Raw genomic sequence first — 12,522 nt, forward strand, 5'->3', positions numbered from 1 at the left:
TCGCGACCGAATGCACGTGTCCCCAGTATCACGAAATCAACCGTAATACAAAGTGAAAGGGCGGCGGCGGTCAATTACGTCATTATATGTTAAGATGTCGGAATCCTCGACGTATCAACGTTTGTGCAATCGTATGTAATATCGAATATGCGATACTTGCCGCCCATACGTTCCCGAATGTCGCAATCCAACGTTGAATCCATTCGATCGATAATTGATTACCGTAAATCATGCGGAAATAGTGCCATATGAATGCTGCTATGTCAAAACTTTCGATGGGTAAACATTGGTGTGTCAACGTTGGTTGTAATGGGGCGGAAATGTATCGGAAATGCATCGGAAATGCATCGTCATCATTCATTCGTCAATCATTTACTGATATCGGAATTCATCAAACACCCGTAAAACGTTGATTACGTGACCGCACCCGTCCGATATATTTTTCACTGTATAAATACTTTATCGTGGTAAAGCGTTATGGGGCGTGGATTCATGACGTGTTCAAAGCGTGTCACATAGAATTGAATCGGACATTGCGTTGGTCTAGCGGCATCACATCGTATAACTCTTAATCAATGACGACGAATCATTTTATAATTATTTATAATGACGACGAATCACATTTGATTGCGCTTGGTATATCAACGTTCTATGAGGGCGGCATATAACGATTGGTCGTATATTCTCTATTACACGACGTATATATAGATGGACTTCATAGTGTGAAGTTCGTGCATATGTATGATGAATAGCAACGGGCTTGTCCGTAGAATCGTAATTGTAATGCACGATAGTTTCCGTATGTTTATTCAACGCTTGGTATATCGTAAAGGAACGTACACACGCCGCATAGAGCTCCTTCAATCAATCTGTGACTAGATGGTGCTTAAATGATACAGGACGCCGCACACACAAGCGTACGAAGTATAAGGCTGAATCCGAAAGGGGGGCAACGGGGTACGGCGGTCGATTATATCGGGAGTCAAGTGCGTTCCGAATATATTCACAAAATTTCAAAACCCACGTGACATTAATTCCCAGCGTTAATCCAACAAAAGGTTACCGTTTCAGTACCTCCATTTGCATCGTGACCTTCCTATTGTGAAGTTCAACTATCGAAGTCCTTGCGTCATTAATGTGTACGGCAGATATCGAAACCAACCCGATCGAATTCTTCCGAAAGGGGACGCCCCTCCATTTTAAATATGATTGTCGCTATAAAATATTTTTCTAAAATTTTTCGGATTATATAGAAGGTTTAATCGACAAAGTGGTCGACGTCTACCATTCGATCGAACATAAAGAAAAGACGCCCCGTCGATGGGAACGCCTTTGCATTAAATTACATACGAATGAATTCGACCTTTCCGCTTGCATATACTCTTATTTCACGAAACACTTTTCGAAGATAGTCTTGCTTACGTTCAACCGTCAATGTGTCGGTGTCTTCCCTTAAGTATTGTTCGATTGTTTCGTTCAAGATTTCTTCGTTGATTTCTTCATTCTGCATATCATCGAGCATGGCGGTGGCATCTTCTTTTAACTTCAACAAATGTGCTTCCTTATCTTTAAGTTCCTTTAGTTGATTTCGTATATCCTCTTCGTCGATAATGTCGGCACTATCTGTCATAAAGTTAAGAAGTCGCTTACGTCCCGCCTTTAACCGTTCTAATTCACCGTCAATGCGTATCAGTTCGGATTGTTCAAATGAATTGGCGGTATCTACTTCAATTGTTGCGGCGACTTCCGACATTGCTTGACCTTTCGTCGTCATAAGATTTACAAACGTATCCCAAACGAAGGGGTCGAGGACTTCACACTTGATTTTATTGCCACAACCTCCAAATTTCGTCCCCGCTTGGGTCTTGATATCGGTATATTCAAGGACATGCGTTCCCCAATTATTTACACGTCGTCCAGTCATCGTATTATTGCAATCACCACATCGAACCATTCCGCTACATAGATAAGTATTCTTTGGTGTTCCTGCCCAACGACGTCTTGATTCTTTCAATAACTTTTGAGCATAATCAAACGTTGCTTTGTCGATTATTACAGGAACTTCAACACCAATCCATTCATCACGGGGACGCAAGGTCTTCGGAATCTTTTCGTCGGGATTATCCGTAACCTTATTTATAAGCATTCCTTCGGTGTTCCATTTGTTATGATAGAAGACTCCCGTATACGTTTCATTCTGTAGAATCTGATGAACAACTTGACGATGCCATTTACCTACACGTTTCTTTGTTGGAATGCCTTTGTCGGTCAAATAATTGGCGATTCCATTTATCCCTTTAACTCTTCCTTGTGGGTCGGTAAATAAATCGAATATCTGCTGAACAATCTTGCCTTCGATATCACAAATATTCAATTGACTTGCTTCCTTATCGAACTTGTATCCGTAGACCTTCACGTCCTTGACGACTTTTCCGTTTCTTGCCTTTGCACGGCGTCCGTTTGACATACGTTCCCTAATTTTAGCTTTTTCGAATTCTGAAAACGCACCACGCATTTGATAGAACATGCTTCCTTCGGGTGTTTTCGCATATTCACCGTTTACAAAAACCAATTCCGCCCGTTTTTCAATTTCTTCCGTAACAATTAATTGATTCGATAACTTACGGGATAGTCTGTCGGGGTCATATACGATTACCTTGTCGATTAAACCTTCCCGAAGGTCATTCCGCAATTTCGAAAGGGCAGGGCGTTCAAGGAATTCCCCCGAATATCCATCGTCGATATAATCTATTGTTTCGGTGCTGTTTGCTTTCGTTTTACATTGACGTATTTGGTCATGTAGTGAATATCCGCTTTTTGCTTGTTCATCAGTTGAGACTCGGGCGTAAAGTGCTATCATTGTTGTGTCGTTTCTCCTTCCGAATGAGTGCTTTTATTTGGTCATAACATTCTGCGATTGTTTTGTCGGTTGCATTATCGTGGATAATAACGGAATATAGATTACTTGCGGAGATATAGCTTTTTGGTTTCATGAAGTCGTCCCCCCGTTTTCTTTTGTGCTTCACCAGTAGTTGTGGTTTCGAAATTCGGGTTTTGTGACGGTGTGTCGAAGATTATTAGTAGATTGTTTGTTTCGAGGTGATACGCACCCTATTGACATTACATCTTCATTTTCAATACAGCGTGCGGCGTAGGTTGCCAGTTTCGTTTTTCGGTCCGGTGTGAAACTGTTCACCGCTTTCATAAGTCCAATTGTTCCGATTGAGATATAATCATCCAGCAATTCGTGTTTCGGATGAAACTTTTTTACTATGTGGGCAACGAGCCGCATGTTGCGTTCAATTAATTCGTCGCGTGCATCCTCGTCGCCTTCTGCAAGACGTTGCAGACAAGCTGCTTCTTCCTCTTTCGATAAGGGCCGCTGGAATGCCTGCCCTCGAATATAACCGATCACCGCAGGAACTTCGAGCCACAGCTGGACAATCGCCATGACAAACCCGCTCATCGGGCCACCTCCTGTGTCGTTGTATGACAGCATATGCGGTCGGGTCTTGCCGTATCACCGTTTTTTTAGTCGGACAGGCGATAATGTATGTCCTGATTTAACTTCCGATCCTGTGTCCAGATTCTATCGGAGATTCACGCGGATTTTAAGTAGACCGTTTTCGTTTTTCTTATCAATGTATGCCTTACGCGTTGTTATGTTATAATCGTTTCAGATAAAGTACCAAATCGGAGTGGATATCGTGTACAAGTATTTTTTGCCAGATGAATTTGTTAAAGACATTTTTCAGATTTTGCCCGAAGCACTGAAGGCTAGAGGAATCAAAGGGATCATAACGGATCTGGATAATACGCTTGTTGCGTGGGACAGACCGGATGCGACACCCGAAATTATTTTGTGGATGAAAACGATGCAAGAAACCGGAATAAATGTGACAATTGTCTCGAATAATAATGAAATGCGTGTAAAAGCTTTTTGTGAACCCTTAGGCATTTCATTCATAAATGATGCACGAAAACCGATTCGAAAACCATTTCAGAAAGCTCTTTCCACTATGAAACTCAGGAAAGAAGAAGTGGTCGTCATTGGTGACCAGTTGTTGACAGATATACTTGGCGGCAATAGAAGTGGTTTGCATACGATACTTGTAGTCCCGGTTGCATCATCAGACGCAGCTATCACGAAGTTCAACAGGAAGATTGAAAGAAAGATCATGGCCGGGCTGAAACGCCGTGGCTTGATTAAGTGGGAGGAATAAGCTTGGAAGAAATTAAATGTATCGGTTGTGGAATTACAATCCAAACGGAAGACCCGAAATTGGAAGGCTTTACACCACCAGCTTCTTTAGAAAAAGAAGACGTTATCTGTAAGCGTTGTTTCAGGCTGCGCAATTATAATGAATTGCAACCTGTATCTTTATCAGGGGATGATTTCCTAGCCATTTTAAATGGCATTGGACAAAAAAATGGACTAGTCGTAAAAATCGTTGACATATTCGATTTCAATGGTAGTTGGATTAATGGTTTGCACCGCTTCGTGGGTGACAAAGATATTTTATTAATCGGTAATAAAGCTGACATCTTACCGAAATCAATAAATCCGAACCGACTTATCAATTGGATGAAAGCTGAAGCGTCAAAGCTTGGGCTAAAACCTGTTGACGTATTGCTTGTCTCTGCTCATAAAGGACAAGGGATGGAAGAAGCACTAAAGGCAATTGATAAATATCGTCGTGGTAAGGATGTCTACGTTGTCGGCTGTACAAACGTTGGAAAATCAACGTTTATCAATCGTATCATCAAAGGTGCTACTGGTATTGGGGAAGTTATCACGACATCCCATTTCCCAGGAACTACTTTAGACCTTGTAGAAATCCCGTTTGAAGATGGTAAAGCAATCTACGATACACCTGGTATCATAAATAACCATCAGATTGCGCATCACCTGGATGCAAATGATTTGAAAGCAATTACACCTAAAAAAGAACTTAAGCCGAAAGTATTTCAGCTTAACGCCGAACAGACATTGTACATAGGTGGTCTGTCTCGATTCGACTTTATTTCGGGTGCTCGCTCTTCGTTCACAATTCATGTTTCAAATGAATTAACAATTCACCGGACCAAGCTATCAAATGCATATGCTTTGTACAAAGAGCACCTCGGCGGGATGCTATCACCGCCATCTGGGGAATCACTTGAGACGCTGCCGCCATTTGTCCGTCATGAATTCTCGATTAAAAAAGCGAAAACGGATATTGTTATTTCTGGCCTGGGCTGGATTACAATACAACATCCGGATGTTGTGGTCGCTGTTCATGCGCCGCGTGGGGTAGATGTTGTGCTACGCCCTTCATTAATTTAAGGAGGAGCTTGCTGTGAAAAAGTGGTATGCGGTTATTGGAGATCCAATCGCTCAATCAATGTCATCGAATATGCATGAAACATGGTTTAATGATCAAGGTATTAATGCAACCTATATTCCTATCCACGTGACTACAGAAAGACTTCGTGAAGCGGTGGAGGGTTTGAAAAACTTAGGGTGCTCGGGTTGGAACGTTACAGTTCCGCATAAAAGCGCTATTATTCCATTCCTAAATCAGTTGGATTCATCCGCCGAGCAGATGAATGCAGTGAATACAGTTCACGTTCTTGGAGATGGCACTCTAGTGGGCTCCAATACGGATGGTAAGGGATTTGTCCGTTCGTTGGAAGAAGCTTATGGCATGCAGTGCAAGGACAAAAAAGTTCTCGTAATTGGAGCGGGTGGCGCTGCACGCGGTATCGCCTTTGCCCTAGACTCTGCGGGATACGGTCCTATCTTTTTTGTGAATCGAACGCTTGAAAAGGCCGAGAAATTAGCAACAGAACTTTCCGATTCGACTGTATTATCGTTTGAAGAGGCAGAATTGTCTCTTTCCGAATTCGGTTTGATTATACAAACAACTTCCGTGGGTATGAACTTTGCTCAAAAAGGTATGCCTCTAAGTATGGACAATGTTTCTGAAGGAACTGTTGTTGCAGATATTATATACAACCCACTTGAAACGGATTTTCTTTTAGAAGCCCGTAAAAGAGGAGCACATACGCTAAATGGGGTTGGTATGTTTGTCCATCAAGGAGCGCTCGCGTTTGAGACTTGGACAGAAATACGACCCGATACAGGATTAATGATTGAAAAAATAACGACAACTCTTGGAGGATAATCATGTTAACTAACAAACAAAAAAGCTTTCTTCGCAGCGAATCGAATCGTTTACAACCCCATGTCCATATTGGCAAAAGTGGTTTGACAGCATCGGTTATTACACAAATTGAAGAAGCGCTTGAAGCAAAAGAATTAATCAAAGTGACGATTTTACAAAACTGCGAACAAGACAAAAAAGAAATAGCTGCAAAACTTGAAGAACAAGCAGGAATCGAAGTTGTTCAAGAAATTGGCAAAACTATCGTTTTATATAAAGAATCTGTAGAGAAAAAACGGATCGAACTTCCATAAGGAGGTAAGAGACAAATGAAAAAGGTTGGCGTACTTGGCGGCACATTCAATCCGCCTCACATCGGCCATCTAATCGTTGCAAATGAAGTGAAACATGCACTGGGGCTAGATGAAGTTCGGCTAATGCCAACAGCAATTCCACCTCATAAAAAGGCACCAGGTGATGCAACTGCTGACCAACGATTACGAATGGTGAACCTTGCAGTAAAGGATTTACAAGGATTAACCGCATCTGCTTTTGAAGTGGACCGGGGCGGAATTTCCTATACGTTTGATACCATGGAACAATTGACAAAGAAAGAACCGAATGTTGAGTTTTATTTTATCATTGGCGGGGATAATATTGATATATTGTCGAAATGGTACCGGATTGAAGAACTCGTCACGATTGTCAATTTTGTGGGTATTGGTCGACCAGGCTCTAGCGGGGAAACTAATTTACCAATCATCATGGTGGATACTCCACAAATTGAATTATCTTCAACTTTGATAAGGCAGCGCTTCACCGTAAACGGGACCGTACAATTTCTAATTCCACCTATAGTTGAATTGTTTATTCGAGAGGAGGGATTGTATGGAAGTTACCCAGCTGAAGAAAGAAATCTCTAACCGTATGCCGAAAGAACGTTTTGAACATGTTCTACGCGTAACGGAGACAGCGAAAAGACTGGCTGAAAAATATCAAATTTCAGTGCGAAAAGCGGAGCAGGCAGCACTATTTCATGACATCGCCAAATTCATGGACAAATCGGCTCTTCTGGGCAAACTTGAAATGGACAACGAGGATCCTCGGCTGTATTCATTTCATCATGAATTGTGGCATGCTCCAGTCGGTGCAATCATAGCCCGAGATGAATTTGGAATTACAGACCTGGACATTTTGAACGCAATTCGTTATCATACAACCGGTCGGGCAAATATGTCCCTGCTTGAGAAACTCATCTATATTTCAGATATGATTGAACCTGGACGCAGTTTTTCTGGGGTAGACGATTTAAGAGATATGGCTGAAAAGGATCTTGATCTAACAATGGAGGCTTGCATCTATCAGTCGGTGCAATTTCTAGTGAATAAAAGAGTTCCCGTTTATCCGGACTCGTTAGACTGTTACAATGAGTTAATAAGAAGGGAACAGTGAAGTTATGACTACATTATTAGAAACAGCTTATAGAGCGATTGACGATAAAAAAGGTGAAGACATCGTAGTACTGAATATGGAAGGGGTATCGCTAATCGCGGACCAATTCATCATCTGTCACGCGAATTCAGGGCGCCAAGTACAAGCAATTGCGAAAGAAGTTGCTGACAAAGCTGCTGAAGCAGGATTCTCATCTAGAAGAATTGAAGGTATGGATATGGCAAGATGGGTTCTCGTCGATCTTGGCGATGTAGTTGTCCATGTATTCCATAAAGATGAACGAGGCTATTACAACCTTGAAAAGCTGTGGGGAGACGCTCCTACGCTCGATATGGCTACAGAAAAATGAACCGTGCTTATTCCGAATTCGCTTCTGTCTACGATGAACTGATGACCGAAATACCTTATGACGCCTACATCGAGTTAATCGATGTAGCGGCAGGGGGAATTTCCGGAAAACGTGTATTGGATATCGGATGTGGAACAGGTCTTTTATCTGTGAAGCTTGCAAAGCAAGGAGCACAAGTGACTGGAATCGATCTTTCCGCTGACATGTTAAATGTAGCGGAAGAACGAGCTCGGTCTCTTTCTTTATCTATGCAATTTTTCGAACAGCCAATGCAACAACTAAAAGGTTTTACAGATTTTGATATTGCCGTTATCGCAATTGATTCGTTAAATTATTTGCAAAACCGTGAAGATGTGGTATCTACATTCAAACATATCCATTCGGCTCTTGCAGTTGGCGGAAAACTAATATTTGATGTGCATTCCACCTTTAAAACAGACGTAATTTTTATGGAAGGCCCATTTACATTTGATAATGGTCGAATTGCATACATATGGGAAGCAGAAGAAGGGGAAGACATCCACTCCGTTTATTCGGAACTGGCCTTCTTCGTCAAGGGTGATAATGAATTATTTAGACGTTTCGATGAGGTTCATATGCAACGTACATTTCCGGTTGCTGAATACGCAAATATGTTGATGGACACGGGCTTTCAAATAGAGCGGATTTTTGCTGATTGGGAAGATGAGGCTCCGCATGAAGAAAGTGAACGAATATTTTTCCAAGTGCGAAAATAACCCTTTTCAAATGGAGTTCTTTCAACTATAGTTGAAGGAACTCCATTTGGATGCCGCCGAGGAAAGGGTGAACGTTCTGTTTCTTTCGTTTGTATCCGGTAAATGGCGTAAGATTATTACCCCCATCGCAGCAATCGCTGTACTAGCCGCTTTTCTGTTCTATCCCAAAGGACAGGCTGACAACACTGAGTTTGTCATGAGCGATCAAAACCCATACCCTGAATTGACTAAAGAACATAATGAAAAAGTAGAAGTAGAGGAAACGACTATTTCAATCACTCCTGTTGTCGTCGTTGTCGACGTAAAAGGGGCAGTCCAGAACCCGGGTGTTTACGCAATGCAAGATGGTGATCGTCTGATTGACGCTATCAATGCGGCAGGTGGTTATTTGCCAAAAGCCGATTCCCGCATGTTAAATCATGCCATGAAACTAACGGACGAGTATGTTATCTATGTACCGATTGAAGGAGAAGGCCTAATTGATATACCCGTTGTAGCAACTAACGAGATAAGTGCACAACTAAATGACGGGAAAATCAATATTAATACTGCAGACGAAAAAGAATTGATGACTATCCCTGGAATAGGTCCGTCGAAAGCTGCAGCAATCATACAGTACCGAACGGATAATGGACTTTTTCAATCGCCTGAAGCATTAATGGACATATCTGGAATTGGTCAGAAAACATTTGAAAAACTAGAATCACAAATTACAGTGAATTGATCGGGAGGTCATTTCTTCTTGAATGTACCGAACGAAAAAAGTATTGGAGGCATTCAAATGGAGCGAATAACGTGGGACCAGTTCTTCATGGCCCAGTGCCATCTATTAGCGTTACGGAGTACTTGTACCAGACTTTCTGTCGGTGCATCAATTGTTAGGGATAACCGCATCATAGCAGGCGGCTATAACGGTTCCATTTCGGGTGGCGATCATTGTATCGACTACGGTTGCTATGTTGTTGGCAATCACTGTGTAAGAACAATCCATGCGGAAATGAACGCGTTATTGCAATGTTCGAAGTACGGTATACCAGTTGCCGGTTCAACGCTGTATGTTACTCACTTTCCGTGTCTGCAGTGTTCCAAAGCAATTATCCAGGCAGGTATCAAGCAAGTAGTTTATGCAACTGACTATAAAAATGACGAATATGCATTAAAGTTGTTTGAACAATCAGGAGTTACTGTTGAGCATGTTTCATTCGATGAAAAGAAAGTCGACTTTTCCAGCGATAATAAATTAGGTCTTTTTAACGAAATGCTTCAGAAGATGCAATTGCTTGGAATTGAAAATGAGGAACTTACCCCTTATAGGCAAAGGGTTGATGACTTATTCGGCAAATGATTTCCCGTGTTCGTTTTATGTATATAGCCATTCCGGTAGCCGTATCAGTTTTTGCTGCATACGGTCCGGTTTATCTGTTACTTTGTAATCTTTTTCTACTTCCTATCTTCTTGAGCAGAAAAGAAGATTTCCTCACTCCTATCCTCGCGGTTGCGGCCGCTATCACTTCTTTTTTTTACATCTCAGCAACAATCCCCATCATTCAAGAAACCGGTGATGCAACCCTTTCCTTCAATTGGACCGAGAATGTAAAAGTTGACGGTGCTAAAATAAAAGGTTTTGCTAAGACTTCGTCAGGTGCAACGATATACGCCATCTATTCGATTGAAAGTGAACAGGAAAAAAACCAGTTCCTTAAAATGAATATTCCATCAGTGACATTTACGATGTCGGGTTCATATCGCGAACCTGATATTCCATCGCATGACTATTCTTTCAATATGTTGAAATATATGAAAATGTATGGTGCATCAGCAATATTTGAATCAGAGACAATTATTCAAGCAGTCAAGAAGTCGGATATTAGGACCAGTCTATCCAATCATAGATGGAAAGTGAAAAATCATATCGAGGCTACATTTCCGAAAACACTCATAGTAGAGGCAGAGGCGTTGTTGATTGGAGATCGCAGTGGGATGGATGAAGACCTGGCTGCAAATTATAGGACACTTGGTATTACTCATTTATTTGCAATTTCAGGGCTTCATGTAGGGTTATTGACGTTTATGCTACGGGAATTATTAATCAGGGCATCGGTAAGAAGAGAAACGATAGACACACTGATAATGGTCTTGCTGCCTCTTTACGCAGTTATGGCGGGTGGGGCACCTTCTGTGTGGCGGGCAGTATCAGTGACCATTATCGTCCTACTGGCTTCTTCAGGGAGGGTAAGGATGAGGCTTGATGATGCTCTTGCGATAAGTGCAGTTTGTTTTCTAATTTATCAACCATTCGTTCTGTTTCAGCCGGGTTTTCAACTGTCCTATTTAGCGGCTTGTTCACTTGTCTATTCTTCGGGTATCCTATCTAAAGCAAAGACTGCTTTAGGTGTATCATTCCTCGTCACTTCAATTAGTCAACTGTCATTGTATCCCGTACTGCTTATACACTTTTATGAGCTTTCTATTTCATCATTCGTCGTCAATCTTGCATACGTTCCCTTGTATTCAATCATTATTTTACCGGCAAATATTATTCTTCTCTTCATGACATTTCTCTTGCCAAAAGTAGCTGATGTGTTATTCATGTTATATGTGCCTTTCAGAGAAACAGTAGGCGTGATAACAAGTTGGATTGCATCCTTACCGTATCAATTATGGACCCCTGGAAAACCAAATGAATTATGTGCCTTTATAGCTTTTGTGGGCGTGTTATTGTTTTTTATCCGTTGTGAAGAGGGTTCAAAGGCTATTCGCTCTTTGCCTTTGGTAATCGTACCTGCACTGTTCATCCATGTTGTTCCATATATGGATGGTTCTTTGAAAGTAACCTTTTTGGATGTTGGTCAAGGGGATAGTATCGTTATCGAAATGCCTTATCGGAGGGCCGTGTATGTTATTGATGCAGGTGGAACTATCACATTTGGAGAACCAAATTGGAAAACACCTGTAAAGAAATTTGAAGTTGGTAGAAAAATCGTCGTCCCTTTTTTGAAAGGGAGCGGTATTACAACGATTAATAAAATGATAATTACTCATGCCGATTCAGATCATGTGGAAGGGGCGGATGAAGTTTTAGAAGAGGTAAGCGTTAAGGAAATTCATATTTCACCAGGAAGTGAAATGGAAATAGCTATGAAAGATGTAAAGTGGATTGCAAAAAAGAAGAGTATTCCAATTCTGTCAATGAAGGAAGGCGTTTCGTGGAATGAAGGACAATCATCATTTCATTATGTAGCACCAAAAGAGGGAAAGTATGAGGGGAATTCAAGTTCACTTGTATTATTCCTAAAAACAGCTGGACTTTCTTTTTTATTTACAGGAGATCTGGAACTAGAGGGGGAAAAGCAAATTCTCCGCAAGTACGGTAATTCCAATTTTGGAACTATCATTTTGAAAGCGGGTCACCACGGCAGCAAGACTTCAAGTTCGGAACCGTTTGTTCATGCGCTGCAACCTGAGTTAACGATTTTTTCTGCAGGTAGGAACAGTAGGTATGGACACCCCCATCCAGAAGTCGTTGAGACATTTAGAAAACATGGGTTGTGGACGATGTCAACAGCTGAATCTGGGTCTATTACTGTCATTCAAAAAAAAGACCGTTTTGAAATAACAGATATGACAGAATGAAAAAGGACACTGCATCCTGGATAGGATGTGGTGTCCTTTTTCATACAAACCTATTAACTAGCGATGAAGTCGATTATTGTAGCAACAACAAAAATTGCTGAAAATGCTACGAAAGCGACTATGAAGCCGATTCCTGAATCGATTAGATCATTACGTTTGGACTGTACATCATGCTCAAACTCATTCATTGCTACACCTCCTGATT

The 12,522-nt window shown here is 41.4% G+C and carries 15 protein-coding genes and 1 pseudogene; 11 read left to right on the forward strand and 5 right to left on the reverse strand.

Features of this window, described 5'->3' with window-relative positions:
• Positions 1-82 precede the first annotated feature (82 nt).
• From AC25Y5_RS09410 to AC25Y5_RS09425, 4 genes and pseudogenes are all read right to left on the reverse strand, one after another.
• Complete coding sequence (locus AC25Y5_RS09410; RefSeq protein WP_488140051.1) at positions 83-361, reverse strand: hypothetical protein; 279 nt, start codon at positions 359-361, stop codon at positions 83-85.
• A 981-nt stretch (positions 362-1,342) separates the two neighbouring features.
• Complete coding sequence (locus AC25Y5_RS09415; protein ID WP_488140052.1) at positions 1,343-2,860, reverse strand: recombinase family protein; 1,518 nt, start codon at positions 2,858-2,860, stop codon at positions 1,343-1,345.
• Complete coding sequence (locus AC25Y5_RS09420) at positions 2,829-2,993, reverse strand: hypothetical protein (protein ID WP_488140053.1); 165 nt, start codon at positions 2,991-2,993, stop codon at positions 2,829-2,831. The genes AC25Y5_RS09415 and AC25Y5_RS09420 overlap by 32 nt, the downstream gene beginning before the upstream one ends.
• 119 nt (positions 2,994-3,112) lie before the next feature.
• Positions 3,113-3,466, reverse strand: a pseudogene (locus AC25Y5_RS09425) (sigma-70 family RNA polymerase sigma factor); the annotation flags it as partial.
• A 238-nt stretch (positions 3,467-3,704) separates the two neighbouring features.
• Here AC25Y5_RS09425 and AC25Y5_RS09430 point away from each other — a divergent pair.
• From AC25Y5_RS09430 to AC25Y5_RS09480, 11 genes are read left to right on the forward strand one after another with little or no spacing between them, the layout of a single operon-like run.
• A complete protein-coding gene (locus AC25Y5_RS09430; protein ID WP_488140207.1) occupies positions 3,705-4,223 on the forward strand; it encodes a YqeG family HAD IIIA-type phosphatase in 519 nt (172 codons plus the stop codon).
• A gap of 2 nt (positions 4,224-4,225) precedes the next feature.
• Positions 4,226-5,326, forward strand: a complete 1,101-nt coding sequence (yqeH, locus tag AC25Y5_RS09435; protein WP_488140054.1) for a ribosome biogenesis GTPase YqeH — start codon at positions 4,226-4,228, stop codon at positions 5,324-5,326.
• Between the two features lie 13 nt (positions 5,327-5,339).
• Entirely contained in the window at positions 5,340-6,167 is an 828-nt protein-coding gene (gene aroE, locus AC25Y5_RS09440) for a shikimate dehydrogenase (RefSeq protein WP_488140055.1), read from the forward strand.
• 2 nt (positions 6,168-6,169) lie between these two features.
• Positions 6,170-6,460, forward strand: coding sequence for a ribosome assembly RNA-binding protein YhbY (yhbY, locus tag AC25Y5_RS09445; protein WP_488140056.1), 291 nt, complete (start codon positions 6,170-6,172; stop codon positions 6,458-6,460).
• 15 nt (positions 6,461-6,475) lie between these two features.
• Entirely contained in the window at positions 6,476-7,069 is a 594-nt protein-coding gene (locus AC25Y5_RS09450) for a nicotinate-nucleotide adenylyltransferase (RefSeq protein WP_488140057.1), read from the forward strand.
• The gene (gene yqeK / locus AC25Y5_RS09455; protein ID WP_488140058.1) at positions 7,035-7,598 is read left to right on the forward strand and encodes a bis(5'-nucleosyl)-tetraphosphatase (symmetrical) YqeK; all 564 of its coding nucleotides are present in this window, start codon (positions 7,035-7,037) and stop codon (positions 7,596-7,598) included. The genes AC25Y5_RS09450 and yqeK overlap by 35 nt, the downstream gene beginning before the upstream one ends.
• Before the next feature lie 4 nt (positions 7,599-7,602).
• Positions 7,603-7,947 (forward strand): ribosome silencing factor, encoded by a 345-nt coding sequence (gene rsfS / locus AC25Y5_RS09460; protein WP_488140059.1) that lies wholly within the window; start codon positions 7,603-7,605, stop codon positions 7,945-7,947.
• On the forward strand, positions 7,944-8,684 hold the full coding sequence (locus AC25Y5_RS09465) for a class I SAM-dependent DNA methyltransferase (RefSeq protein WP_488140060.1): 741 nt from the start codon (positions 7,944-7,946) through the stop codon (positions 8,682-8,684). The genes rsfS and AC25Y5_RS09465 overlap by 4 nt, the downstream gene beginning before the upstream one ends.
• A 46-nt stretch (positions 8,685-8,730) precedes the next feature.
• Entirely contained in the window at positions 8,731-9,408 is a 678-nt protein-coding gene (locus tag AC25Y5_RS09470) for a helix-hairpin-helix domain-containing protein (protein WP_488140061.1), read from the forward strand.
• A 57-nt stretch (positions 9,409-9,465) separates the two neighbouring features.
• Complete coding sequence (locus tag AC25Y5_RS09475; protein ID WP_488140208.1) at positions 9,466-10,029, forward strand: ComE operon protein 2; 564 nt, start codon at positions 9,466-9,468, stop codon at positions 10,027-10,029.
• Positions 10,026-12,317: a DNA internalization-related competence protein ComEC/Rec2 gene (locus tag AC25Y5_RS09480; protein WP_488140062.1), complete on the forward strand. Its 2,292-nt coding sequence runs from the start codon at positions 10,026-10,028 to the stop codon at positions 12,315-12,317. Before AC25Y5_RS09475 ends, AC25Y5_RS09480 begins: the two co-directional genes overlap by 4 nt.
• 53 nt (positions 12,318-12,370) lie before the next feature.
• On the opposite strand, the gene AC25Y5_RS09485 is transcribed toward AC25Y5_RS09480, so the two are convergent.
• Entirely contained in the window at positions 12,371-12,505 is a 135-nt protein-coding gene (locus AC25Y5_RS09485) for a YqzM family protein (RefSeq protein ID WP_482100791.1), read from the reverse strand.
• Positions 12,506-12,522 lie beyond the last annotated feature (17 nt).

It is taken from the genome of Sporosarcina sp. Y1011 (assembly GCF_057669885.1).

Bases quoted from the DNA above. Each gene is read 5' to 3' on its own strand.
- AC25Y5_RS09410 (WP_488140051.1), bottom strand. From the start codon at position 361: ATGAATGATGACGATGCATTTCCGATGCATTTCCGATACATTTCCGCC.
- AC25Y5_RS09415 (WP_488140052.1), bottom strand. From the start codon at position 2,860: ATGATAGCACTTTACGCCCGAGTCTCAACTGATGAACAAGCAAAAAGC.
- AC25Y5_RS09420 (WP_488140053.1), bottom strand. From the start codon at position 2,993: ATGAAACCAAAAAGCTATATCTCCGCAAGTAATCTATATTCCGTTATT.
- yhbY (WP_488140056.1), top strand. From the start codon at position 6,170: ATGTTAACTAACAAACAAAAAAGCTTTCTTCGCAGCGAATCGAATCGT.
- AC25Y5_RS09450 (WP_488140057.1), top strand. From the start codon at position 6,476: ATGAAAAAGGTTGGCGTACTTGGCGGCACATTCAATCCGCCTCACATC.
- yqeK (WP_488140058.1), top strand. From the start codon at position 7,035: ATGGAAGTTACCCAGCTGAAGAAAGAAATCTCTAACCGTATGCCGAAA.
- rsfS (WP_488140059.1), top strand. From the start codon at position 7,603: ATGACTACATTATTAGAAACAGCTTATAGAGCGATTGACGATAAAAAA.
- AC25Y5_RS09465 (WP_488140060.1), top strand. From the start codon at position 7,944: ATGAACCGTGCTTATTCCGAATTCGCTTCTGTCTACGATGAACTGATG.
- AC25Y5_RS09475 (WP_488140208.1), top strand. From the start codon at position 9,466: ATGGAGCGAATAACGTGGGACCAGTTCTTCATGGCCCAGTGCCATCTA.
- AC25Y5_RS09480 (WP_488140062.1), top strand. From the start codon at position 10,026: ATGATTTCCCGTGTTCGTTTTATGTATATAGCCATTCCGGTAGCCGTA.
- AC25Y5_RS09485 (WP_482100791.1), bottom strand. From the start codon at position 12,505: ATGAATGAGTTTGAGCATGATGTACAGTCCAAACGTAATGATCTAATC.